This window comes from Georgfuchsia toluolica (genome assembly GCF_907163265.1).
Lineage (GTDB): Bacteria > Pseudomonadota > Gammaproteobacteria > Burkholderiales > Rhodocyclaceae > Georgfuchsia > Georgfuchsia toluolica.
In genome coordinates, this window is sequence record NZ_CAJQUM010000001.1 from 735,814 (window position 1) to 760,366 (window position 24,553).

Sequence of the window (24,553 nt, forward strand, 5' to 3'; positions counted from 1 at the left end):
CCCCGTGCTCACTTCGATTTCTTGCCGGACTTCTTCGCCTTGGCCTGCATCTTCTCCGCCCGGCGCAGGCCTTCCTCGACGCTCTGGCCGAGGGCGGCGACCTGCACCTTGCCGTGCTGGTAGGCGGAGAGGAACATCACTTCCATGATCTCCTCCACCGTGGCGCCGGCATGCACTGCGCCCTGGATGTGGAAAATCAGGCCGGGACCGCACTGCATTGCCGCGAGGATGCCCAGGATCACCAGCTCGCGCGTCTTGGGGTCGAGCGTGCCGCGCTCGATCGACTCGATCAGCGGCGTCTGCGTGTAGTGCTCGAGCAGGGTCGGCATCTTCTCGGCGAACACCTGAAACACACGCTTGATGTCGTCGATTTCGCCGTTGCCGACCAGTTCCTGCCAGGAGTCCAGCATTTCCTGGCCCGTCTTTGCCTTCTTCATCGTTACCATCGTCGTCTCCTCAGTAGGGCACCGCTGGCAGGCTCTGCGCCAGGAAGCGCTTGAGCAAGTCATTGGTGCCGTCGTAGATCGGGTAGAGCATTGCATCGCGCACGTACTTCTCGGCCGGGAAGTCGCGCATGTAGCCGGTGCCGCCGCAGATATCCATGGCCGCGGCCGTCACTTCGCGCACCATCGCCGAGGGATAGATCTTGGCCATGGTGCCGAGCTTGTTGAGGCCGTCGGCCTGGTCCGGGTTCTCCGCCGCCCAGGCAATTTTCCAGACCAGGGCGCGCGCCGCTTCGATCTTCATGCGCATCTCGGCAAGCTTGGCCGCCACCGACTCGTGCTGGATGATGGGCTGGCCCCAGACGATGCGCGTCTGCGCGTAGTCGAGTGCCATTTCGTAGGCGGCGCGCGCCAGCCCCAGCGCGCCCGAGCCGACGCCGACGCCGTTGCCCTCGTAACAGTCGATGAGGATGGCGAAGCCGGCGCCCTCGGCACCCAGGCGCTGCTCTGCCGGAACGCGCACCTGGTCGAAGAACACTTCGCGCACCGAAGACAGGCGGTGCCCCATCTTGTCCTCGTACTTGCCGAAGGACAGTCCGGGGGTGCCCGCCGGCACCAGGAAAATGCTGCAGCCGGCGAAGTTCGACACCGTCTTGTCGGTGCGGGCGAGGACGATGTAGAGATCGGCGACGCCGCCGTTGGTGATGAAGCACTTGCCGCCGCTGATCAGGTAGTCGTCACCGTCGCGGACAGCCGCGGTGCGCACGCCCATGGCGGGGTCGGGCAGCGGGCAGAAGATCTCCGAGCCGCCTGAAGGTTCGGTCATGGCGCCGCCGATGATGTAGCCTCGCTCCGCTTTCGCCATCGCCCCAAGCCAGCGCTGCTTTTGCGCTTCACTGCCGGCGCGGCCGATCAGGCGGGAGAGCGAAATGTTGACCAGGAACAGGTCGGCGATGCCGGCGTCGCCCCAGGCCAGTTCCTCGACGATCAGGCTGTAGTCGAGCAGCGTGCCGCCGTAGCCGCCGCAGGCTTCCGGGATCAGCGCGTTGCCCAAGCCCAGGGCCAGGCCCTGGCGCACCAGGGCGTCGGGGAAGCAGTCCTGCGGCGAGACGGCGGCGTCGCGCCTGACCGCCTCCGGCCTGATTGCCTCTCGGGCGAAGCGGCGCGCCGTGTCCTGCAGCGCACGCTGTTCCGGTGTCAATGCAAAATCGACCATGCCCCTCCTCCTCTCCGTCGCGGCGACGCCGCCTCCTGCCTAAGCCGCAATTTTCAGCACGTCGCCGACTCGGCGCTTCACCTCGTCGGAGAGCGTGCCGGGTATCATCACTTCGGCAACGCCCATGGCTTTCAGCTGTTGTGCATCGTCGTCGGGGATGACGCCGCCGCAGAACACCGGCACGTTGAGGCCGGCCTTCTTCATCTGCTCCATCAGCAGGCGCATTTGCGTCATGTGCTGGCCAGAGAGGAAGCTGATGCCGATGGCATCGACGTCCTCTTCCAGCGCCACCTTCACCACCTTGTCGGCGAAGTTGTGCAGGCCCAGGTAGATGACTTCGTAGCCGGCATCGCGCAGCAGGTAGGCGACGGTGACGATGCCGGTGTCGTGACAGTCGAGGCCCATCTTCGCCAACAGTATGCGTTTCTTCATGACTCTCTCCTCAGCGGAAGGACCAGCTCTGGGCTTTGCGCATGGCTTCGTGGCACTCGCCCATGGTCACCTTGTTCTGCAGCGCCTGCATCAGCACCGGCACCATGTTTTCCCCGGATTTCCATGCGCTGTCGATGCGCGCCATGAATTCCGCCCACTTGCCCTGGTCGCGCTCGGCGCGGTACTTGCGCAGATACTCGCCGCGCCGCGCACCCCAGACGTCGGCCTGGATCTTGTGGATGTGGATGGGCGTCTCTTCCTCGCGCGGAATCTGGAAGCGGTTGACGCCAACCAGGTTCTTGCGCCCGCTGTCGATATCGAGCTGGTTTTTGATGCGCTGCTCGTTGATCTGCGTCTCGAGCTGACCCTTCTTGATGTAGTCGATCATGCCGCCGCTCTGGTCGACTTCGGCCAGCTTGTCGGAGATCGCTTTCTCCATCGTGTTGGTCAAGGTTTCGACGTAGTAGGAGCCACCGAGCGGATCGATGCTCTTGGTGATGCCGCTTTCGTAGGCGATGACCTGCTGCGTGCGCAGAGCGATGCGTGAGGACTCTTCGGTGGGCAGGCCGTGCGCCTCGTCGTAGGAGCAGAGGTGGATGGACTGGGCACCGCCGAATACTGCCGCCATGGCTTCCACCGAGGCGCGGATGATGTTCACCTGCGGCTGCTGCCGGGTCAGCGTGTTGCCTGCCGACTGTACCGAGAAGCGCAGACGCCAGCACTCGGGGTTGGTGGCGCCGAATTCGTCACGCATGGTCTTGGCATAGAGCCGGCGCATGGCGCGGAATTTGGCGATCTCCTCGAAAAAATCGATCGAGCAGGAGAGGAAGAACGAGGCCCGGCGCGGGAACAGATTGACGTCGAGGCCGCGCGCCTTGGCGCGACGGAAGATGTCGAAGGCGTGGCCCAGACTGAAGGCACCGTCCTGGATGGCGTTGATGCCGGTTTCGCGCAGGTTGTAGCCGTTGGTCACCATCCAGTTCAGGCGCGGCATGTTCTTCGAGATGAACTCGATATTGTCCACGCACAGGCGCAGCGTGCCGTCAAGCGGGAAGAACTGGGTGACGGTCTGCAGCGGCCCACCGCTCATCTGGTAGAAGGGATCGTTCTGCTGCGTGCCGATTACCTTCTCGAAGGGCACGTTCTTCATCTGCGCTACCGAGGCCAGCATCGCCAGCGTCACCGAGGACACCGGCGGCCGGATCGACAGGGCATAGGAGACGGCGTCGGGACCGAAGCCGTCGTACAGGGTCTCCATGTCCTCCAGGGTGCTGATCGGCACACCGGTGACTCCCACTTCGCCTTCGCAGATGGGATCGTCGGAGTCGAAGCCATAGGAAGTCGGCAGGTCGATGGTGATGACGAAGCCGTTGGCACCCTGACCGTGCAGGTACTTGATGCGCTCGTTGGTTTCCTGCGGCGAGCCGAAGCCGACCTGGAAGCGGCGCGTCCAGATGCGCTCCCGGTACATGCCCGGATAGGGACCGCGCGTGAAGGGAAACTCACCCGGTTCACCCAGATCGCGCGCGCTGTCGAAGTCACCCATGTCGTCCGGGCGGTAGATGTCCTGGATGTCGATGCCGGCGCCGGTCTCGAAGAGCTGCTCTTCGTGGTCGCGCGCAGTGCCCCCCTGCTTCGTTGCCTGGCTCATGCTGCCTTCTTTCTTAGGGCTTCCGTGCCCTTGACGTCGAGTTCGAGCGTCTTCGCGTCGACGGCGACGCCATAGTTCTTGCGCGCGCTCTCGGCCGAGACGTAGTTGTAACGGACTTCGCGCGCCACCTGTTCGGCCGGACGCTTCTTCGGATCGCCGTAACCGCCACCGCCGCCGGCCACCTGGTACCAGCGCGTACCCTTGGGGATGCCCGCCACCACTTCCTTGCTCTTGCAGTGGTGCACCTTGCCGTCCGGATAGCGCAGCTGGCCGATGTTGAGAATGGCCTCGCCGCCGCCGAGGATACCCTTGGCCTGCGAGCCGGCGTCGATGCCGTCGCCGAAGGCGCTGACCAGGTTGCCGTCATTGAGGAACTCCATCTCCATCTCGACGCCGAGACCGCCGCGCCATTGGCCCGGACCGGCCGAGTCTGGCATGTACTCGAATTTGTGCAGGAAGAGCGGGTCCTTCATTTCGAACATTTCCGGGTCCTGCGCCAGCAGGCCGCCGCCGCAGGCGATCAGGCCGATATGGTCGTAGCCGTCGGCGCCCTTGGTGCCGCCGCCGCCGCCCTTCAGTCCGTTGAAGAGGATGTCCACGAAAGGCTGGCTGGTGCGGTTGTTGAAGCCTACGGCAGCGATCGCAAACAAGGGGTTCCAGGGTGCTGTGACGCGCTCTGGCAGCGCTTGCGAGAGCGCGTCGAAGATCGCCGCCGAGATCTGGTCGGAGAGATGGTTGCCGAAGGTGGAGGCCGCGGGGAAGCGCGGATTGACCATCGAGCCCTCAGGCATCTGCGTCGTGATCGGCCGGATCATGCCGGCGTTCTGCGGGATGTTGGAATCCTTCAGGCACATCAGCAGGGTCAGGATCACCGAGGTGATGGAGGAGCCCAGTGGCGCGTTGACGTAACCCGGCGTCTGCGGCGCAGTACCGGCAAAGTCGAAGTCGATCTTGTCGCCGGCGATCTTGACCGCGACCTTGATGTCCATGGTCGAGTTGGGATCGAAGCCGTCGTAGTAGCAGCGCGACTGGCCGTGGTAGGTGCCATCGGGGATGGCCGTGATCTCGGCGCGCATCTGCTGCTCGGTGGCGTCGTACAGGTGTTGCAGGTGGGCGTCAAAGCGATCCCAGCCGTAGCGCTCAACCAGCTTGACCAGTTCGCGCTCGCCGACGGCGCAGCCGCCCATGGCCGCCTGGATGTCTTCCTGCACGATGGGGAAGCGGATATTGCCGAAGATCAGGTCCCAGACATCCTTGCGCTTCTTGCCCTTCTCGAACAGTTTGACCGGCGTGATGCGTAGCGCTTCCTGCCATATCTCGGTGGCGCCCGGGTTGTAGGCGCCGGCGACGGCACCGCCGACGTCGGCTTGGTGACCGTTGATGGCAGAAAAGCCGATCAGCTTGTCCTTGACGAAGATGGGCCGGACGATCTTGACATCGGCCGGCTGGTTGCCGCCGGTGAAGGGATCGTTGTGGATGATGACGTCACCCGGATACAGTTCGTCGCCGAAATATTCGACCATGTACTTGATGCCCAGCGGCACGGCGAAAGCCAGGATGGGGATATAGGCGGTCTGCTCCATCATCTGGCCCTTGGCGTCATAGAGGCCAGTGACGAAGTCGCGCGCTTCGGAAAGGATGGGCGAGCGCGCGGTGCGCAGCATCACCAAGCCCATTTCTTCGGTAATGGCCTTGAGACGGCGCTGAATCACCGTTACCAGGATCGGGTCGATAGTCTGATTCGTGCTCATGCGAATACCCTCTTTAAATAAGTGTGGGCGTGCTCTTTCAGATATAGGCTGAAGGTGCCGGCGCGGTCGACCACGAAATCGTACTCGGGCGGCACGAAGGTGGTCGTTGTGATCTGCTCGATCAGGCAGGGACCGTAGCCGATGTTGCCGAATTGCAAGGTCTCGCCGTCGTAGATCGGGATGTCCTGAAACTGTCGGGCGCTGGGGATGTACACCTTGCGTGTGCCCTTCTTGTACGGGCTGGCGTCCTCGTCGCTGCGCGTCATGAACTTCATGGCGGGCTTTTCGGTGATGCCCAGCACGGTAACGCGCAGGTTGACGATTTCGACCTCAGTGGCCGTGCCCTTGAGCGAATAGCCGAAGAGGTGGTCATGCTCGGCGTGCAGCACCTCGCGCAAGTAGTCGACGCCCTGCTCCTCGAACTTGATAATGTCGAAGTCGCAGGTGATTTCGTTGTGCTGGCCCAGGTAGCGCATGTCTGCGGCGTATTCGACGCGCACGCGCTTGTGGTCCTCAACCTTTTCCCGGTGCAGCACGGCACGGCCTTCCTTCTCCATCTCGCCGTAGTACTGCGCCATCAACTTGGTATTGGCAGCGGCGGCCAGGGAGTGGTAGGTGCGTACGTAGCTGTGCTTGAAGTCGGAGCGGAGCATGCCCGAGGCGCAGAAGATCGATGACTCCCTGGGCACCAGGACGATGGGGATTTCCAGCTCGGTGGCGATCATGGCACCGTGCACGGGGCCGGCGCCGCCGGCCACCACCAGCGGATACTCGCGCGGGTCGATGCCGCGGCTGACGGTGATCTCACGCAGGCCGGCGGCCATGTTGACGTTCATCATGTGGAACATGCCGGCCGCCGCCTCTTCCAGCGACAGCTTCAGCGGCTTGGCGATGTACGTCTCGATCGCCGTCTTCGACGCTTCAAGGTCGAGCTTCATGCGGCCGCCGAGGAAGTACTTGGCGTCGAGATAACCCAGCACCAGATTGGCATCGGTGCAGGTCGGCAGCTTGCCGCCGCGGCCGTAGCAGGCCGGGCCGGGGTCGGCGCCAGCGCTCTGGGGACCCATGCGCAGCAGGCCGCCGTCGTCGATCCAGCCGATCGAGCCACCGCCGGCACCGATGGTGTGGATGTCGAGCATGGGCAGCGCCAGACGCTGGCGGTTGATCCAGCCTTCGCTGCGCAGCAGGGGCACGCCCTTCTGCACCACGGCGGCGTCGAATGAGGTACCGCCCATGTCCACCGTCATGCAGTTGTCGAAGCCCTGCACCGAGGCGAAGGTGATGCCGGCGGTGGGTCCCGAGGCCGGGCCGGAGAGCAGGGTCATCACCGCTGTCTCGGCGGTCGACTCGGGTGTGGCCACGCCTCCGTTCGATTGCATGATCAGCAGCACGCCGGTGAAGCCGATATTCTTCAGGTTCTGCTGCAGGGCGGTCAGATAGCGCTTGAGGATCGGGCCGATGTAGCAGTTCAAGGCGGCGGTCGACACGCGCTCGTATATGCGCGCCTGCGGCAGCAGGTCGGAGGACACCGTCAGGTAGACGTTGGGCAGGGCCTCGGCCACCACCTGCTTTGCTGCCTGCTCGTGCGCCTGGTTGGCGTAACTGTGCATGAAGCAGATGGCGACGGCGTCGACGTTCTGCTTCTTCAGTTCTTCGACGGCGGCCTTGAGCGAGGCCTGATCCAGCGGCGTCACCTCCTGGCCGGCGGCGTTCATGCGCTCTGTCACCGGCAGGCGACGGTCGCGCGGCACCAGCGGCGGTGGCGGCGTCAGCTTGTTGTTGTAGATCTCCTCACGATAGCCGCGGCGCATCTCGAGGATGTCGCGGAAGCCCTCGGTGGTGATGAGGCCGGTCTTGACGCCGTTGCCGGTGAGTACCGCATTGGTGGTGACTGTCGTGCCGTGCACGATCAGGTCCACCTTGGCGGCGAACTCCTTGATGGAAAGGCCAACGGCGTCGGCCATCTCTTTCAGGCCGTTCAAGACGCCGATCGACGGATCCTTGGGCGTGCTCGAGGTCTTGAAGACGCTCGAGTTACCCTGCCCGTCGATGAGCAGGAAGTCCGTGAATGTGCCGCCCACATCCACGCCGATGCGATAGTTCATGCCGTGTTCTCCTTAATGTGTTCTGTAGTCCGTATACTCGTCGGTAGCGCGGCGACTCAGCGGTCGCCCACATGCAAGACGACGGCCATCGCCGTATCGCCCGCGGCGCAGCCGGTGAACAGCCCGTAGCCACCGCCCCGGAGGACCAGTTCCTCGATGACTTCGATAACCGACCGCGTGCCCATGGGCGCCTGCGGATGGCCCCAGACCAGCGAGCAGCCCCAGTTGTTCATGGTCTCGATGTCGCCCCCGGTCTCCTTGGCGAAGATAATGTCGTTGAGGGCGAACGGGTTGTGGGTCTTGATTGCGTTCATCTTGGCGATGGACAATCCGGCCTGATCAAGGGCGCGCAGTGCCGCCGGCACGGTGGCCTCGGGCATGAAGGCCAGCGGCACGCGGGCCTGACCAAAACCCAGCAGGCGCACCGCAATGGAGGGGTTGGCCGAAAGCTCTTGCGCGCGAGCGGCATCGGCGACGATGATCCCGGCGTTGCCGTCGGCCGGATGGGTCTGGCCGCCGAAAGTGACAGTCCCGTCCTGCATGACCGGCTTTAGTTTTGCCAGACCGTCCGCTGTCGACTGATTGATCCCTTCGTCGCCGTCGAGAGTAACTGCGGTTTTGCGGAAATTGGGCGTCGGCACTTCGAAGGGGAGAGTCATGAAGCGTTTGAGGAAAGCTGAGTCGTCCTTCAGCGCCTCCCGGTATTGCGCCTCGCGCCTCAGTACCACCTCATGCTGCTGTGCTGTGGACACTCCGTGCTTCCTGGCGACGTTCTCGGCGGTGGCGAGCATTGTATGGCCGCCCAGCGGATCAAAATTGAAGTTGCTCATCACCCAGTCTTCGCTCGCTCCAGTACCACCCGGCCCCTGAGGATTGGGGTAATAGACGTGCGGTCCATTTGAGGTGCGGTCACAGGTGACGGCCAAGGCTGCGCTGGCCATGCCCATTTCGATCTCCTGCGTCGCAGCGAGTAGGCAGCGCACGCTGGTGGCGCAGGCCTGCATCAGCGTGGGCCCGCCAATCTGCGTCACGCCAGCCATTCCCGCGAGCCAGGGCAAGCCGTAGAAGGCGTGTTTCTGCGGCACAGACAAACCCAATACACCGTAATCGAAAGTCTCGGCGGGAATGCCGCGCTTTGAAAGTTCGCGCTTCACCACATGGGCGGCGAACTCGATGCTATGCAGGCCGGCAAAGCTGCCCTGCCACCGGGCAAACGGCGTACTCCAGTATGCGCCATAGGGTATTTCGGCTTTGTATGCCACCAGTTTTCTCCTTCCAATTTTATGTCGATCTCTTGTCAATTTGGCCACTCCAGCCCGAGAACGAACGAAGTAACCGATGAACCGATGATCAACTTTTTTAATCTACGGTCAGGCTTGTTGCGAACATTAGTTGACTATCGATGGAAAGTCTACTGATTTTCTATTTATTAATGAAATATTTTTTGACTGCATTCGGAGGGGCAAAAAATTGAGTCCATCAACTGCCGCAGCGCTCAAGGACCGACGCCCGGGACAACGTTGTCGCGCAAGGCAAATCGATGGGGCGGTGGAAACATCTCGCTGATGACTGCCAGTCACACCCCTACAGCCCTCGCGCGCCGTCGAAGCCTGCAACTGGAGCAGAATTACACTAACGATTCGTTTTACTGTTATTTTCCATTGATGTTACATTGATATTTACGTGTTGTTCGATATCATGTGCGCTTTCGAACATCCCTTCAATTTATGACACTTCCACGATCGCTAACTGACTATGCCATCAGTATTGGACGGTTGTCGCGGTACCGCACCTCATGACTAGGCACATTGAAAACTCGAATAAAGGAAAAGTGATAATGACTACTGGTTACTTGAATCCCCTGCTCGTCTCCCCGCCCCGTCCGCTGCCGCGCGTGGTCGCTGTTATTGGCGCTGGCACCATCGGGCCGGATATTGGCTACTACCTCAAGAGTGCGTTGCCGGGCATCCGGCTTTACCTTGTCGATATTTCCCAGACTGCCGTGGACCGCGCGATTCAGCGCTTTCATGACTACGCAGCCAAGGCGGTAGCGAAAGGCAAGATGAGTGCGGAAGAAGCCAAGGCGACGACCAGCAATCTGGTGGGTACCCTTGACTACAATGACATTGCCGAGGCCGACTGGGTACTTGAAGCGGCCACCGAAAACATCGACTTGAAACGGAAAATCTTCGCCGCAATCGAAGCGGTAGTAGGTCCGGACGCACTGATCACGTCGAACACCAGTTCATTACCTGCAGCCGAAATATTCTCAAAGCTGAAGCATCCCGGACGCGCTACGGTCACGCATTTTTTTGCCCCCGCCTGGCGCAATCCGGTAGTCGAAGTCATCCGCTGGCGACGTGCCGCTCCGGCAACCGTGGAATATCTGCGTTGGTTCTTCTGTAGCACCGGCAAGGTACCTTTGGTCACGGACGACGTGCCGTGTTTCATGCTTGACCGGATTTTCGACAATTGGTGCAACGAATCCGCGCTACTGCTTGACAAGGCGACTGCGGCCGAAATCGACAGCGTCGCCAATGAGTTCGTTCATGCCGGCCCCTTCTTCGTACTCAATCTGGCAAACGGCAACCCAATCATCGTTGAGACCAATACACTGCAAGCTGAAACAGAAGGCGAACACTATCGGCCGGCGTCGATTTTCGGTTCAGTGGATCGCTGGATCACTGTTTCGCCCGGCAAATCGGTCCCCGTGGCGGCGGCGAAAAGTTCTGCGGTGCGTGAACGGTTGATGGGCATCCTGTTCTCCCAAAGCGTTGATATCCTCGATCGCTGCATCGGTGAACCCGCTGACCTCGATTTCGGTTGCCGCCAGGCACTGGGCTTCAAACGCGGGCCGCTCGATCTGATGCGAGATCTCGGCGAAAAAGTCACCGGACTCGCGCTGATGCGTCTGCGCACCGAACGCGCCGGAATGCCGATGCCGAAGAGGCCTTTCGCGGCCTATCAGAACTTCCTGCGTCACATTCTCGTCGATGACCTGGATGGTGTGAAGGTGATCACGCTGCGCCGCCCGGAAGCTCTCAATGCTCTGCACGATGAAATGACCGACGAAATCCTCTCCGTCATCCGTCGCTTCGAGAAGGATAGCCGAGTTATCGGATTCGTTCTCGTAGGCTACGGCAATCGCGCCTTCTGTGCCGGCGCCGATATCGGGCGCTTCGTCGATATGCTGGGCGATGGACCAGCGTCGACGCAATATGCCCGCGATTGTTCGCGGCTGCTCGTTCATCTCGATCGAATGAAGAAGCCCGTTGTCGCCGCGCTGAACGGCATGGCCCTCGGTGGCGGATTCGAACTGGCGATGCGTTGCCACGGTATCGTGGCCCTGCGCAGTGCCTGGATGCAAATGCCCGAGATAACTCTCGGCATAGTCCACGGCATTGGCGCGATGGTCGTGCCGTATCGGCGTTGGCCAAAGGCATCCGCAGAATTCCATGACATGTTGCGCCAGGCCAAACGGCTAAAAGCAGACCGTGCCTTCGAACTCGGAGTTATTGATGACCTCGCCGAAGATTACCCGGATCTGATTCGGACTGCGATCGCTCGCGTCAAGTCGCTGACGGGTGGGGTCGTCGGAATTCCAGATGGTCCGGTAGCGATTGCAGAACTTGATCCAATTGCGCCAGTATCGGCCAGCGGGCAACCGCTGAGCGCCGAGGTGATTCGCATCCTCGAAAACGCGATACGTACGGCCGCAGTCGCGCCGACCTTTGCAGAGGCGCTCGAAGTTGGATATCTGGCTTGGGGCGATAGCGCGTGTACTGCGGCCGCACGTGAGGGAATTACAGCCTTCAAGGACAAACGGAAGCCCGATTTCAGCAAGGTTGCATGACGACATACCCCTCTCCGTCGCGGGAGGGTAGTTATGCTCCATTGCTCTTGCGAATTATGCTCGGCGGCTCGGCTTCACGCCGCAGGGGGGGTGTCGCATTAATCATCGACCATGACAAGCGTGTTCTTTGCTGAGGCACACGTCATGCCCTGGACGCACTTATGCCGCGAGTGCATAAAATTGATCGACAGAAGATAGCGGCACGCCTTTCGTCACGATCCTCTGACCCTTACGGATCATGTGCATCAGTTCAATTCCAGCCAAAACATTGCAAGTGGTGTAGAAGGATTTGAAACCCAACATCGGCTTCGTGATTCGTTTCACTGAGCGGCTGTCTTGCTCAATCATGTTGTTCAGATATTTGTTCTGACGAACCTCGATCGACACTTCGCGATCTGGTTGATCTCATCCATGGCGGCTTCATTGGATCTGCTCTTGTCAATCGTGGCCTTCTCCGGATCGCCATTCGCGCGCATCGCTTTCTCGAAGAACCTGAGCGTATTAGAAAACTTACTTACCCTTCGATGCTCGTGAGGCAGCCTGTGACTGGATAGTGAGATGTCCCTTCAGTTTGTCCAACTGATCGGTAAGCTGGTGAAGTTCCGCTTGATGCAGGTCACTGAGAAGCGATGTAACCCATCGCTTGTGCGCAATGGCCATTTTTTCGAAGAGATGCTTTCCTTTGGGAGTCAAGCTGACATAGTAGGCGCGACGATCCTTAGGATCGTCAAGCCGCAGGATCAAACCGTCCTCGACGAGCCGATCGGTCAGTGCGGTGATGTTTCCACAACTTACCATCAACAGTCGCGACAAGTCCTTCATCTTGACCCCTTCCGGATAGCGATAGAGTTGGGACATCAGGTCGAAGCGCGGCAGGGTAGTCTCAAAGTTATTGCGCAACTCTGTACGCAACCGGGTTTCCATGAGGTGATAGCAGGTAAGCAAGCGTACCCACATGCGCAGGGGAGTGTGGTCGTCGTCACTGGACGTGGGGTTGGGCAGTCCGTCAGATGTTGGCTTGCTGGTGGCCGCTCGAATGCGTTTGGACATAGGCTTTGTCAATCTTGGCTAATTCAAATCGGAGCCGGGGATCGGCGTGACCGAAGGTTTATGCGATATTGTAACTCGGCTGCGATACCTGAATTATTTATGCATGAACGAGTAGGTGCCTGTTTGGTCGCATCCTCGCACTCTTCATAGGTCAACCTGATTGAAGGCGGCCATATCACACGGCTATCGTGCATTGAAGCAGAGGACAGCAGCGCGGCGACTGGCACGCCGTAATCTGCGGTGTCGATGGGTAGCGATTCATTTCGCGGGCGTTATGATGTTGGCGTGAAAACCTCATCAAGCCAGAAATGGCCGCCAGCACCCTTCAATTTCGCTTTTTGCAACGGAATAATCAGCCAAACAATCGATGTTTTGCAAGAGGCTCTCACTTGTTCGGAATGATTCTCCGCTCGATGAGGTCATCCTTGACGTACGACAACTCGAACTTGTCCAGAGTCTCGGCCGTTGGAATGCCATCGTAGTTCCAGCCCTTGAATTCGTAATAGGCGTCGAGCAATTGCTTCTCGGCCTCGGGGTCGCGATGCTTCCAGTGGTCGGCGGGTGGCGCCTCATCGGCTCGTCGCAAGCCCCGGCGGATATTGATGGCGCGGATAAGGTTGCGGTTGCGGGCGGCGATTTTCCACAGTTCGTCCGAGTCGATGGACAAGCCCGTGGCCAGCGAAATCAATTCGGGCAGGTTGTAGATGTGATACGGCGCCCTGCCGCCGAACTGGCCCCGGAACGACGACAGGAAGGCGCAGGTGCCGATGGCATCATCCACGTAGTGCATGGTCTCGTTCCAGTCGCAGATATGGACGGACGCTTCGATAGTCGGATGCGTGCGCGGCTCCCATTCCAGCAGCCATTTCTTGAAGCGCTCCGGCGCTGCCTCCCAGCCGGCGACGTAGGCTTCGCGCTCGGCACGGTCGGCAATCGGTGTCTGCGGAAAGGAGCCTTCGATCTGGTTGATGGCCATTTTCTCGCCAGTGGCATACATCAGGAAGTAGGGATAGTTGACCATCGACAGCTTGATCGGCACCTGCTCGAACTTCTTCATGGTGTTGTGGTCATACACCTCGGCCCCCTTACCGATCTGACGGGCGGCGTGATAAACGCCATTGGCGAGCACGTCGCCTATCCCTTCGCGGCGAACAATTTTTTCCACGAGATAGAAGAAACGGCCCGCGCCGTCTTTCGGGAAATCCGGCAAATCGTCGTCGGTCAGAATCCCGGCCTCATAGAGCTCGATGGCGAAGGCCATCACTTGCGGCGTCGAATACGCATCCAGGCCGTATTCCTGGGTCAGCCCGATGATGTCGTAGTCGAATTCCAGATCTTCCATGGCCGCCATCGCGTAGGTCAGCTTGCTGTAGCACTTCTGGAAATAGGGGCGCCGACCGGGATATTTGATCGCCTGATGGCAATCCTTGGGGCAGTTGTAGCAGCCGGTCCAGCGTACCCTCAGCTTCTCCTCCAGGGCAACCCAGGCCTGCTCACGCTCCTTGCTCCAGAAATTCTTCCTCCGCGCACGTGCGTTGCCCCAAGCGAAATTATCGACGTGGAACTCATCGCCCTCCCCATGTGCCATCGTGTCGCCGGCGTGGGGGTTGTCATAAATTTCCCTAACCATGCGGTTACAGACCTGAAACAATTCGGCCGGCTTGGCCGTGTTGGTGTCCCTGGTGCCGCGAACCGCGATCGCCTTGAGCCGCTTGTCACCCATGATGACGCCAACCCCGCGCGACGCGCTGGAGTTACCGTGCTCAATGGAGGCCATGTAGACCCTGTTTTCGCCGGCCAGGCCGATGGCGGCCACCTGGATCCTTGAGTCATTCAATTCGGCCTGAATCATCTCCGCTGTTTCGGATGCACCCTTGCCCTGGAGATGGGTGGCATCGCGAATTTCTACCTTGTCGTTGTTGATGTACAGGTAGACCAGGCTGGAAGCCTTGCCTTGAATTACTATTTTGTCGTATCCAGCGTGCTTGAGTTCGGGCCCGAAAAACCCGCCGAAGATCGAATGGGAATAGCGATCGGTCTGCGGCGAAATGGTATTCACCACGGTTCGATTGGCGCCGATCACCGGCGTGCCATGCAGCAAACCCGTGCTGAAAATAAGCAGATTGTCCGGGGAAAATGCATCCACCTCAGGCGGCACCCTGTCCCAAAGTATCTTGGCGGCCGTGCCTTGTCCGCCAAGATGAAGTTCCATCATTTTCGAGTCGGTTTCCACCCGTTCAATGTTGCCTGTCGCCAGGTCAATTTCCAAGTTGTAGCCAGCCTCTGCATATTTCATTCTGTTGCCCCTTTCATGTTCATCTTGAACAGGTTTTTCTCTTGCATGCGGCCTAAGCCGTCACAGGGACCGGGGTGATGGGAATCACCGCTGGTTTAGCCTTGTGTGCCTTGGCATCATGGACTGCCGTCTTGACCAATCCTGGGAATGCAAGCGCTTCGGTCAGCATATAGGCAGCTTGCGCATAGGAAGTCGGGCACAGGGCGAAGCATTCCTGGCAATCCCAGCATTCCGTCTTGGCGACTTCCGGAATGAAGGCGATCTGGCGCACGGCGCCGTTATCGAAGAAGCTGACGGCGTTCTTGTGCTTGACCTCATCGCAGTAACGCACGCACAGACCGCACAGGATGCAGAACGACGCCTCCCGCTCGAAGCGGTTGCGGTCGGCCCCATACTCCTCGGCCAGCTTCACCAGTTCCGGCGCGTCCGGCGCATGGGCCATCAACTCCTCGACCAGCACCTTGCGGATCTTGTCGACCTTTTCCGAGCGGGTACGCACGACGATGTCCTTCGCCACCGGATACAGGCAGGAGACGACGTAGCTGGTCCAGCCGCGCGATTCGACTTCCACCATGCACAGGCGGCAGCCACCGAAGGCCTCCAGCTTTTCGTGGTGGCACACCGTAGGGATGTGGATGCCCGCCTGCTGCGCCGCCTGGAGGACGGTCATGCCGGCCTTGGCCGTGACTTCCTTGCCATCAATCGTCAGGACGATTTCACTCATTTCGTATCTCCACTACCGGCGGCGATGCGCGCTTCATACTCGGGCTTGAAATAGCGGAACATGCTCTTCAGCGGATCGCCCGAGGTCTTGCCCAAGGCGCACAGGCTGGCGACGTTGGTCACCTCGATCAGGTCCTGCAGGCGCTCGATGTCGCCCGGCTTGCCGCGGCCTTCGGTGATGCGGGTGAGGATCTGCAGCATCTGCTGCATGCCCTCGCGGCAGGGCACGCACTTGCCGCAGGATTCCTTGGTGAGGAAGTCCATCAGGTAGCGCGCCACTTCGACCATGTCGGTATCTTCGTCCATGAGCAGCAGGCCGCCGGCGCCGATCGGTGCGCCGAGCTTGGACATGCCGTCGAAATCGAGCGGGGCATCGATCAGATCGGCCGGGATGGAGCCGCCCATGGCGCCGCCGAAGTGGATGGCCTTGAGCGTCTTGCCATCGCACACGCCGCCGCCGATGTCGAACACCAGGGTGCGCAACGGTGTGCCCATCGGCACTTCCACGACGCCGCTATTCACGACATTGCCCGACAACGAAATCAGCTTGGTGCCCTTGCTCTTCTCGGAGCCGATGCTGGTGAACCACTCGGCACCCTTGGCGATGATCTGCGGCACGTTGGCCCAGGTCTCGACGTTGTTGAGATTGCTGGGCTTGTCCCAGATGCCGGACACCGAGGTGCGGATGTACTTCGGCCGCGGCTCGGGCGGATTGCCTTCGATGGAGCGCATCAGGGCCGACGACTCGCCGGAGACGAAGATGCCGACGTCGAAATGCAATTCGCATTCAAAGTCAAAGCCGCTGCCGAGGATGTTCTTGCCGAGCAGGCCGTATTCGGCGGCCTGGGCCAGGGCGTTGCGGACATGTTTTTCCAGCAGCGGCATGTCGTGGCGCGTGTACATGAAGCCCTTCTGCGCGCCGATGGCGTAGGCGCCGATGATCAGGCCTTCGAGGATCTTGTGCGGATTGCCGGTGAGCATGGCCCGGTCCATGAAGGCGGCCGACTCGCCTTCGTGGCCGTTGACGATGACATACTTGATCTTCTCCGGCGCGTTCCTGGTGGTCTCCCACTTCGAACCGGCCGGGAAGCCGCCGCCGCCGCGGCCGCGCAGGTTGGCCTTCTTGACTTCGTCGAGCACCTGTTCCGGACTCATCGTGGTCAGGGCCTTGACCAGCGCCGCGTAACCGCCGACCGCCAGATAATCCTCGATGCGCATCGGATCGATCTTCGGGTTGTCGCCGATGAGCAGCCGCGTCTGGTGCTTGTAGAACGGCACCTCTTGCATATGCACGGCCTTGGCGCCGGTGTTCGGATCCTGGTACACCAGGCGCTCGACCACTTCGCCTTTCAACGTGGCGGCGATGATCTCCGGCACGTCCGTGGGCCGGACCTCGAAGTAGCAGATGTCGCCGGGAGTGACGACGACGTTGGGTCCCTTCTCGCAGTAGCCGTGACAGCCGGTGGTCCTGACTTCAAGCTTGTCGCCCAACTTGTTCTGGTCGACATGGGCCAGGAAGGCGGCGGCAACCGCCGCCGAATCCATGCCGTCGCAGGCCGCGCCGGCGCAGACGGCGATGCAGGGTTTGGCGGGATCGCGCTGGGCGAGGATTTCGGCGCGGAATTTTTCCAGTTCAGCCGCTGATTGGAGCCTGGGCATGATGTCTTCCTACTCGTAACTGTTGAGAACGGCTTCGGCCTTGTCAGGCGTCATCCTGCCGTAGTGCTTGCCGTCGACGATGAGTTCCGGCCCGATGCTGCAACTGCCGAGGCAGGCGCCGGTCTCGACGGTGAATTTGGATTCGGCATCCGTCTCGCCGGCCTTGAGACCGGTAAGTTCTTCCACCTTCTTCAGCAGCTTGGCTGCACCGCGCAGGTGACAGGTCATGCCGGAGCACACATGCACCTTATGACGACCCTTCGGGGTCAGGCTGAAGGTCTTGTAGAAGCTGGCGATCTGCATCACCTGGGCGAAGGGCACTTCCAGCGCATCGGCAATGCGGTGCATCACTTCCCTGGGCAGCCAGTGGTTCTCGTGCTGGATCTCCACCAGCGCGTGAATCAGGGAACCCGGCTGGCCGCGGTATTTTTCGATGATGGCGTCGATTTTCTTTTCACACATTTTGCATATCCCGTATGAGTGATTCGCTTCAGGCGGCGATCGCGGCCCGCACGTGGCTGCCGTCGATCTTGACCACGCCCTGCTGCGACAGCAGGTGCATGTGGCGGGCGACCTCGGCCGGCTCCAGGCCCAGCTTCTGCGCCACTTCCTCGGTCGATGCCAGGCCCTGGCGCAAAGCACCCATGATGCGGCTCATGGCCAGCTTGTCCAGCACCAGGTCCTTGAACAGGACGTTGTAGTCCTCGCGCGCGAAGAATTCGCGGTAGCCGTCTTCCGTCCGCTTCGGCACGCGGAAGCGTTCGCGCTCGACCAGCTTGATGTAGGGCACCATCTGCGTGGCCGCTTCGAGGCCGTCCTGCAGGTCGGCGACGTCGCGGCCTTCGGAGTAACCAAAGAGTCCGAGGGCTTTGATCTTGGCGCCGAACTCGTTCATGATTTCGGCGAAACGGATACCTTCTCCGGCAGATACCCATTCCAGCCGCAGCCGGTCGGGATTGACGCCGACGTTTTCGAGGATGCGCTTGGCGACCATGCTGTTGCCCAGCGCGTCGTAGTTGCCTTCGGGGTTGTAGTGGCAGTCGCCAAGATGGCAGCCGCCAATGAACACGCCGTCGGCCTTCTTGGCGAAGGCGCGGAAGATGAACTCGAGGTCGACGCGGCCCGAGCACATCAGCCGGATCACGCGCAGGTAGGGCGGATACTGGAAGCGCGAGACGCCGCACAGATCCGCGCCGCCGTAGCAGCACCAGTTGCAGAGAAAGCCGACAATGATCGGTTTGAAATCGGAGGGGGCAGCCATACTCAGTCCCTTATCAGTTGCGTTGTCATGTCGGCGCGCCTCAGACCAGTTCCAGCGCGGCGTCGATCTGGTTGCACACTTCGTCGTTGGTGTAGTGCGAGAGGCTGATGGCCGCGGTCGGACACTTCGCCACGCATAGCCCATCGCCCTTGCACAGCACCGCATTGACCACCGCCTTCTTGCCGCGCGGCGTTTCCTCGAAGTCGATGGCACCGTAGGTGCACACCGAGAGGCAGGCGCCGCAGGAGATGCAGTCGGTCGTGCTCACCGAGGTGACCGCGCCCGAGGCGACAACGGTGTCTTTGGACAACATGGTGAGAGCCCGCCCGGCCGCGGCATACGCCTGGCTGATGGTCTCCGACAGATGCTTCGGGTAGTGCGCCGTGCCGCAGAGGTACACGCCCTCGGCGGCAAAATCCACTGGCCGCAACTTGACGTGCGCTTCCTGGAAGAAACCGTCCGGCGATAGCGGCACCTTGAAGTAACGGGCGATATCCTTTGCGTCTGCCGGGGGAATGACCGCAGCGGAAAGTACCAGCTTGTCGACATCGATCTGCAGTTTCTTGCCGAGCACGAGATCGGTGGCCGTGACACGGATGTAGTCGCGTCCGCCTTCCTGGATGGCCTCGACCGTGGGTTTGTCGTCTGGCTGGTAGCGGATGAATTGAACGCCCTTGTTGGCGGCCTCACGGTAATAGTCTTCCTTGAAACCATAGGTGCGCATGTCGCGGAAGAGCACGTAGATCTCGGCCTTCGGCCTCAACGCCCGCATCTTCAGCGCGTTCTTCATGGCGCCGCTGCAGCAGACGCGCGCACAGTAGTTGCGGTCTTCCTGGCGACAGCCGACGCATTGGATCATGACGAGGCGTTCAACGCTGTTCAGACTCTCGTCCTGCGCGCCGATTTTCTCTTCCAGTTCGAGCTGGGTGATCACGCGCTCATTCTTGCCGTACAGGTACTCGATCGGCTTCAACTCTTGCGCACCGACGGCGATGATGGCGATGCCGTGCTTGATGTTGCGCATCCGGTGCTTGGCCTTGACCGTGGTCTCGAAATTGCCGACGTAGCCGTCGACCGCCATGATTTCGGCATCGGTGATCACGTGGATGTCCCGGTGCTTGTAGACCTTCTCCTTCAGATCGGCGAGAAATGGCTGTACCGCCATGCCCTCGACCGTGTAGTGCAGACGTCGCGCAATGCCACCCAGCTCGGAGGACTTCTCCAGCAGATAGGTTTCGTGCCCCTGATTGGCCAGGGTCAGGGCGCTGGTCATGCCCGCTACGCCGCCGCCAATCACCAGGGCGACCTTGTCGATCGGCAACTGGTACTCACCCAGCGGTTGGAGCACCCCGGCCCGCGCCACCGACATGCGCACAATGTCCTTGGCCTTCGCCGTTGCAGCCTCCGGCTCCTTGGAGTGCACCCACGAGCAGTGCTCGCGGATGTTGGCCATGTCGAAGTAGTACTGGTTGACGCCTGCTTCACGCAGCGTGTCGCGGAACAGCGGCTCATGTGATTTCGGCGTACAGGCGGCGATCACCACCCGGTTCAGGCCCTTGTCGCGGATGGTGTCGGAGATCGCCTTGGCGGTGTTGGTGGCGCAGGCAAACAGGCTTTCCTCGACGTGCACTACGTTCTCCAGCCCCTTGGCATAATCGACGACGCCCGGCACATCGACCACGCGGCCGATGTTGGCGCCGCAGCGGCAGACGAAGACGCCGACCTTGGGTTCTTCCTGGGTGGTATCGCGCTCGGCAGGGTAGACCCGTTCCGTCGACAGGCGGCCGCGCTGCGATTTCAGCAGTTGCCCCATCTGTGCGCTGGCGGCACTGGCGGTGTAGACCGCCTCGGGAATGTCCATCGGCCCCATAAAGGCGCCGCTGGTGAATATACCGGGGCGACTGGTCTGCAGCGGGTTGAAAGGGTCGGTCTTGCAGAAACCGTGGGCATTCAGCTCGATGCCGAAAATCCGCGCGAATTTCTGCGCATCCTTGGGTGGGTTGATGCCCACCGAGAGCACCACCAGTTCGAACTCCTCTTCCTTCACGCCGTCGTCGGTCGCGTAGCGAATGGTGACGTTCTTGGTGACTGGATCTTCGCCACCCACCGAGACGTAGCTGCGAATAAACTGGACTCCGGGCAGTCGCTCGGCGCGCTGGTAGAAGCGCTCGAAATCCTTACTGTAGGCGCGGATGTCGTTGTGGAAGACGCGAGCTTCCAGATCGGGAACGTGATCCTTGGCCAGGATCACCTGCTTTTGCGTGTAGGCGCAGCAGACGGCGGAACAATAGCTGTTGCCGCCGACCGGATTGACCTGGCGCGAGCCTACGCAGTGCAGCCAGGCTACCTTGTGCGGATGCTTCTTGTCCGAGGGGCGCAGTATTTGCCCCTCATGTGGGCCGGTGGCAGCGAGCAGGCGTTCGAAGTCGAGACTGGTGACGACGTTCTCAATGGTGCCATAGCCGTAGTCGCCGCGAATCTTCGGATCGAAGGTCTCGTAGCCAGGCGACAAGACAATCGCGCCAACCTTGAGCTTTACTTTCTCTTGCGTCTGGTTGAAATCGATGGCGCCCTTCTCGCAAACGTTCTGGCAAATCGTGCAAGACTTGTTTTTGAGGTAAAGACAGCTATCGTCGATGTAGGTGACCAGAGGCACGGCCTGCGAAAAATAGATGTGCACCGCCTTGTTGAGCGACTGGTCCTCGTTGAACGGATCAGGCACCTTGACGGGGCAATATTCGGTGCAAGCTCCGCAACCGGTACAAGAGTCGGCGATGACATAACGCGGCTTCTTGAGCAAGGTGACCGTGAAATCGCCGGCCGTCCCTTCGAGGGCATCGACCTCCGTATAGGTCATGATCTCGATGTTCGGGTGACGGTCACACTCGATGAACTTGGGCGACTCGATGCACATCGAGCAATCGATGGTCGGGTAGGTCTTGTCGAGTTGCGCCATCTTGCCGCCGATGGTCGGCGCCTTGTCGACCAGATAGACCTTGAAGCCCGCGGTGGCCATGTCCAGCGCCGCCTGAATGCCGCTGATGCCGCCGCCCAGGACCAGCACGTCGCCCAGGCAGTTGTCATCGTGGCGCTGGCTGCGCTGCCTCAGCATTTGTTGAATGTCCATGTTCGTCTCCTTGCCTAAAGAGCGTCGCGGATGATCTCGGTGATGTCTTTCACCTCAATGCTGGCGCCACCGTCGGGCCGGCCGAGTCGGCTGTCTTCGAAATTGGTGATGCAGTACGGGCAGCAGGTGGCGATCACCTCGGCGCCGATTTCCACCGCTTGCTTCAGGCGGATATCGGAGAAGCGCTCGCTCTTGGGCGTTTCCATCCAGATGCGGCCACCACCACCACCACAGCACATACTGTTCATGCGCGACTCGGCCATCTCGTTCAATTTGAGGCCAGGTACACTCTTCAGCGCTTCGCGCGGCTGGTCGAAAACGCCGTTATGACGTCCGAGATAGCATGGGTCGTGATAAGTCACCGTCTTTGAGATGGGTTTTGACAACTTGAGCCGCCCCTCCTGAATCAACTGGAAAATGAATTCGGAGATGTGCATGACATCGAAGTGCACATTGAACTCGGGGTACTCGTTCTTGAAACTGTGATAGCAGTGCGGCGAAGAGACCAGTATCTTTTTGACGCCGTTGTTGATGAATTCGTTGATGTTGCGCCGCGCAAGGCTCTTGAAGAGTGCCTCGTCACCGGTCTTGCGGATGCTTTCGCCACAGCAACTTTCTTCCTTGCCGAGTATGCCGAAATCGACACCGGCAGCTTGCAGGATCTGCACCGTTGCAGTGGCGATCTTCTTGGCGCGCGGATCGTAACTAAGATAGCAGCCGGGCGAATAGAGAATTTCCATGCCCTCGGCGAAGCGCTTGACATTAAGGTCTTTGGCCCAGTCGGCGCGCTTGTCGCGTTCCTCGCCAAAAGGATTGCCCTCGGCCCGAAGGTTCGCCGCCACACCTGGAATCGGCGCGGCCGCGCCTGCGAAGACGTTGAACTCGGTGGCAACTCGGCGCAGAGCGATGCCGGACTCGATCTGCTGGACGTCGCGCGGACAAACTTGCGGACATTTGCCGCAGGTCGTACAGCGCCAGATGTCCTCGTTATCGATTTCGGTCAGGCCAAGCGCCGCCTCCCGTACGAGCTTGCGCATGCTGAACTTGCCCACCCGGTTCCAGGGGCAGACCGTATCGCACATGCCGCATTGATAGCAGTTCTGGAAGGCTCCGCCGCCGTAATTCTTGATGACGTCGATGATTTCTTGCTGGGGCGTTACAGTTTCCATGCTCTGGCACCTGTCCCGTTAGGAATCCTGGAGCTTCGCCGCCTTGGCGACTGTTGCCAGCACCTTCTCCAGACCATACTTGTTGATCATCGCGTCGATACCGGTTTCAACCTCGCCAAGCTGCGGTTGCTGTTCTTCGACTTCCTCCTCGCGCTCTTCATAGATTAACGCTCCGTTTGGGCACCACTCGACGCACTTCGGCATCTTCAACGGGGGGATGTCCTCGCACATGTCGCACTTCAGGGGCAGACCGGAGTCGGGTTCCTTGAACAAGTCGCGAGACGGGCACGATGCACGGCAGAAGTCGCAATTGCTGTATTCCTTGCCATCGATGATGTACTTGTTCTTGCCGGCGCATTCGGCCGCTGTATATTCGCCAGCATAGACGGGCAGATAGATATCCTTTAGCGGATCACGGACAATTTGGATCCGTGCGCGCTTAGGATTGCAGCTGCTGTAGCGCGGCCTGGCGTGGAAAGCCGAACAAGCAAGTTCGCACGCCCGACAGCCGATGCAGTTGTTGGCGTTGATTGTGATGAACTTGCGGATCTTCTTAATCTTGGCCATTGCTATATCCCTTTAAAGGATGGGAGCCTGGAGTCGTGTCAGGGATTGCCGGAGGATTTCGATACCTCAAGCTCGCGCCATTTGTAGTCGATGACCTCGAGCAGCACGCCGTTCATTTTCTTCGGGTGCACAAATGCGAATTCGCAGTCGCGAAACTGCCGCAAGCCGCCGATCATTGGATAGTCCATGGCCTTAATTTCGTCGACGGCTTCGCGGGTGCTATCGACGTTGACACTGATCAACATCACCCCTTCGCCCCGCTTCTCGATGAACTTCGCCACGTCGCCGTCCGGTGTGGTTGACTCCATCAATTCGAAGCCGACGTCCCCCAGCCAATAGCGCGCTACACGGATCTTCTCCGGTTCATCGACATACGCGTCATCCGGGGCTGTCTTGCCAAGCATTGGCTCCCAAATCTTGCGGGCCTCATCAAGATTACGAACAGCGATGCAAATGTGATCGAGCTTGTTGACCTTCATTGTCATATCCTTTTATGTTATGGGTGGGTGGAACTACGAGGGTTGATCGACTTCCTCATCTACAATCACATCCGCGCGCCTTGGCACCGAGCTGAATCTCGTCATGAAGACTGCCAACCCAGCTCTGATCTGCCGCCAGCTTCTGGCACAACAGCACGAAATCAATTTCCCGGTCTTCCTTCGTGCCCTCGTTGAAGACGATAAAACCGGAGCGGGCCTCGGTCATCATGTTCAGCGCCAGCCACGCACGCGAATTTTCCTTGTTGAGATTCCAGGCATCGAGCTTTGGCTTGCGCAGTTCTTCCAGCGTCTGGGTGGTGCAGTCTGGAAATGTCATTAGCAGACGCGTCAGACGCTTCTCATAGCGCACACCGGGCTTGGCGATATCGTCGACCAGATCGTGGTTCTTCAATTCGCGCAGGGCGTTCGGGGTGCTCAAGTTGACTTCTCTTTAAATAGGGGCGTTGCGGGTCAAGTCGTCTTGGTGATATTTACAGTATGAAATGTTTAAAGTAGTAAATATTATATGGTCAACATTTAAGCTGTCAACAACAAAATGCCGGGGCAGACAGCAAATTGGTGGATGGTCATTGCGTGAGGTGGGCGGTCTGTGTGCCGTGACCAGCGAATGAAAAACTGCTTTGAGAGGGAATTGCGTTACACCAACATCCAAACCAAAAAATTACTTTTAAAATGTAGAATGTTCAGGCATATACTATTCATATGGTTGTTGTTTGCTGGTACCACTTAACAAGATAGGCACCATGGTAC

19 protein-coding genes and 2 pseudogenes are annotated in these 24,553 nt (G+C 60.0%); 1 reads left to right on the top strand and 20 read right to left on the bottom strand.

The annotated features are described in order from the left end of the window. Nucleotides 1–8: 8 nt before the first annotated feature. The 8 genes and pseudogenes from K5E80_RS03465 to K5E80_RS17100 form a co-directional block, all read right to left on the bottom strand. Nucleotides 9–446, bottom strand: coding sequence for a carboxymuconolactone decarboxylase family protein (locus tag K5E80_RS03465; RefSeq protein ID WP_220634850.1), 438 nt, complete (start codon nucleotides 444–446; stop codon nucleotides 9–11). Nucleotides 447–456: 10 nt separating this feature from the next. Continuing rightward, on the bottom strand, nucleotides 457–1,659 hold the full coding sequence (locus tag K5E80_RS03470) for an acyl-CoA dehydrogenase family protein (RefSeq protein WP_220634851.1): 1,203 nt from the start codon (nucleotides 1,657–1,659) through the stop codon (nucleotides 457–459). A 39-nt stretch (nucleotides 1,660–1,698) separates the two neighbouring features. Further along, nucleotides 1,699–2,091: a cobalamin-dependent protein gene (locus K5E80_RS03475; RefSeq protein WP_220634852.1), complete on the bottom strand. Its 393-nt coding sequence runs from the start codon at nucleotides 2,089–2,091 to the stop codon at nucleotides 1,699–1,701. Between the two features lie 10 nt (nucleotides 2,092–2,101). Then, nucleotides 2,102–3,742 carry an acyl-CoA mutase large subunit family protein gene (locus K5E80_RS03480; RefSeq protein ID WP_220634853.1) on the bottom strand — a complete coding sequence of 547 codons (1,641 nt, stop codon included), beginning with the start codon at nucleotides 3,740–3,742 and terminating at the stop codon, nucleotides 2,102–2,104. Then, nucleotides 3,739–5,493, bottom strand: coding sequence for a hydantoinase B/oxoprolinase family protein (locus tag K5E80_RS03485; protein ID WP_220634854.1), 1,755 nt, complete (start codon nucleotides 5,491–5,493; stop codon nucleotides 3,739–3,741). Before K5E80_RS03485 ends, K5E80_RS03480 begins: the two co-directional genes overlap by 4 nt. Then, on the bottom strand, nucleotides 5,490–7,598 hold the full coding sequence (locus tag K5E80_RS03490; protein WP_220634855.1) for a hydantoinase/oxoprolinase family protein: 2,109 nt from the start codon (nucleotides 7,596–7,598) through the stop codon (nucleotides 5,490–5,492). The genes K5E80_RS03485 and K5E80_RS03490 overlap by 4 nt, the downstream gene beginning before the upstream one ends. A gap of 56 nt (nucleotides 7,599–7,654) precedes the next feature. Further along, nucleotides 7,655–8,023 carry a beta-ketoacyl-[acyl-carrier-protein] synthase family protein gene (locus tag K5E80_RS17095; RefSeq protein ID WP_425514549.1) on the bottom strand — a complete coding sequence of 123 codons (369 nt, stop codon included), beginning with the start codon at nucleotides 8,021–8,023 and terminating at the stop codon, nucleotides 7,655–7,657. Nucleotides 8,024–8,125: 102 nt separating this feature from the next. Further along, a pseudogene (locus K5E80_RS17100) lies at nucleotides 8,126–8,908 on the bottom strand (thiolase family protein); the annotation flags it as partial. A gap of 527 nt (nucleotides 8,909–9,435) precedes the next feature. Here K5E80_RS17100 and K5E80_RS03500 point away from each other — a divergent pair. After that, nucleotides 9,436–11,451, top strand: a complete 2,016-nt coding sequence (locus K5E80_RS03500) for a 3-hydroxyacyl-CoA dehydrogenase/enoyl-CoA hydratase family protein (RefSeq protein WP_220634857.1) — start codon at nucleotides 9,436–9,438, stop codon at nucleotides 11,449–11,451. Nucleotides 11,452–11,610: 159 nt separating this feature from the next. On the opposite strand, the pseudogene K5E80_RS03505 reads toward K5E80_RS03500, so the two are convergent. From K5E80_RS03505 to K5E80_RS03560, 12 genes and pseudogenes are all read right to left on the bottom strand, one after another. Next, nucleotides 11,611–11,948, bottom strand: a pseudogene (locus tag K5E80_RS03505) (DDE-type integrase/transposase/recombinase); the annotation flags it as partial. 13 nt (nucleotides 11,949–11,961) lie between these two features. Further along, nucleotides 11,962–12,501 (bottom strand): MarR family winged helix-turn-helix transcriptional regulator, encoded by a 540-nt coding sequence (locus tag K5E80_RS03510; RefSeq protein ID WP_220634859.1) that lies wholly within the window; start codon nucleotides 12,499–12,501, stop codon nucleotides 11,962–11,964. A 385-nt stretch (nucleotides 12,502–12,886) separates the two neighbouring features. After that, nucleotides 12,887–14,797 (bottom strand): aldehyde ferredoxin oxidoreductase N-terminal domain-containing protein, encoded by a 1,911-nt coding sequence (locus K5E80_RS03515; RefSeq protein ID WP_220634860.1) that lies wholly within the window; start codon nucleotides 14,795–14,797, stop codon nucleotides 12,887–12,889. Between the two features lie 52 nt (nucleotides 14,798–14,849). Continuing rightward, complete coding sequence (locus tag K5E80_RS03520; protein WP_220634861.1) at nucleotides 14,850–15,521, bottom strand: 2Fe-2S iron-sulfur cluster-binding protein; 672 nt, start codon at nucleotides 15,519–15,521, stop codon at nucleotides 14,850–14,852. Next, nucleotides 15,518–17,179, bottom strand: a complete 1,662-nt coding sequence (locus K5E80_RS03525) for a (2Fe-2S) ferredoxin domain-containing protein (RefSeq protein ID WP_220634862.1) — start codon at nucleotides 17,177–17,179, stop codon at nucleotides 15,518–15,520. The genes K5E80_RS03520 and K5E80_RS03525 overlap by 4 nt, the downstream gene beginning before the upstream one ends. Nucleotides 17,180–17,188: 9 nt before the next feature. Next, complete coding sequence (locus K5E80_RS03530; RefSeq protein ID WP_220634863.1) at nucleotides 17,189–17,641, bottom strand: NADH-quinone oxidoreductase subunit NuoE family protein; 453 nt, start codon at nucleotides 17,639–17,641, stop codon at nucleotides 17,189–17,191. A 28-nt stretch (nucleotides 17,642–17,669) separates the two neighbouring features. Further along, nucleotides 17,670–18,440 carry a hydrogenase iron-sulfur subunit gene (locus K5E80_RS03535; protein WP_220634864.1) on the bottom strand — a complete coding sequence of 257 codons (771 nt, stop codon included), beginning with the start codon at nucleotides 18,438–18,440 and terminating at the stop codon, nucleotides 17,670–17,672. A 40-nt stretch (nucleotides 18,441–18,480) separates the two neighbouring features. Next, a complete protein-coding gene (locus K5E80_RS03540) occupies nucleotides 18,481–21,567 on the bottom strand; it encodes a CoB--CoM heterodisulfide reductase iron-sulfur subunit A family protein (RefSeq protein WP_220634865.1) in 3,087 nt (1,028 codons plus the stop codon). A gap of 14 nt (nucleotides 21,568–21,581) precedes the next feature. Further along, on the bottom strand, nucleotides 21,582–22,736 hold the full coding sequence (locus tag K5E80_RS03545; protein ID WP_220634866.1) for a (Fe-S)-binding protein: 1,155 nt from the start codon (nucleotides 22,734–22,736) through the stop codon (nucleotides 21,582–21,584). Between the two features lie 18 nt (nucleotides 22,737–22,754). Further along, nucleotides 22,755–23,303, bottom strand: a complete 549-nt coding sequence (locus K5E80_RS03550) for a 4Fe-4S dicluster domain-containing protein (protein ID WP_220634867.1) — start codon at nucleotides 23,301–23,303, stop codon at nucleotides 22,755–22,757. 38 nt (nucleotides 23,304–23,341) lie between these two features. Beyond that, nucleotides 23,342–23,782, bottom strand: coding sequence for a VOC family protein (locus K5E80_RS03555; RefSeq protein WP_220634868.1), 441 nt, complete (start codon nucleotides 23,780–23,782; stop codon nucleotides 23,342–23,344). Between the two features lie 55 nt (nucleotides 23,783–23,837). Further along, nucleotides 23,838–24,221, bottom strand: coding sequence for a Clp protease/crotonase-like domain-containing protein (locus tag K5E80_RS03560; RefSeq protein WP_220634869.1), 384 nt, complete (start codon nucleotides 24,219–24,221; stop codon nucleotides 23,838–23,840). Between the last annotated feature and the right edge of the window lie 332 nt (nucleotides 24,222–24,553).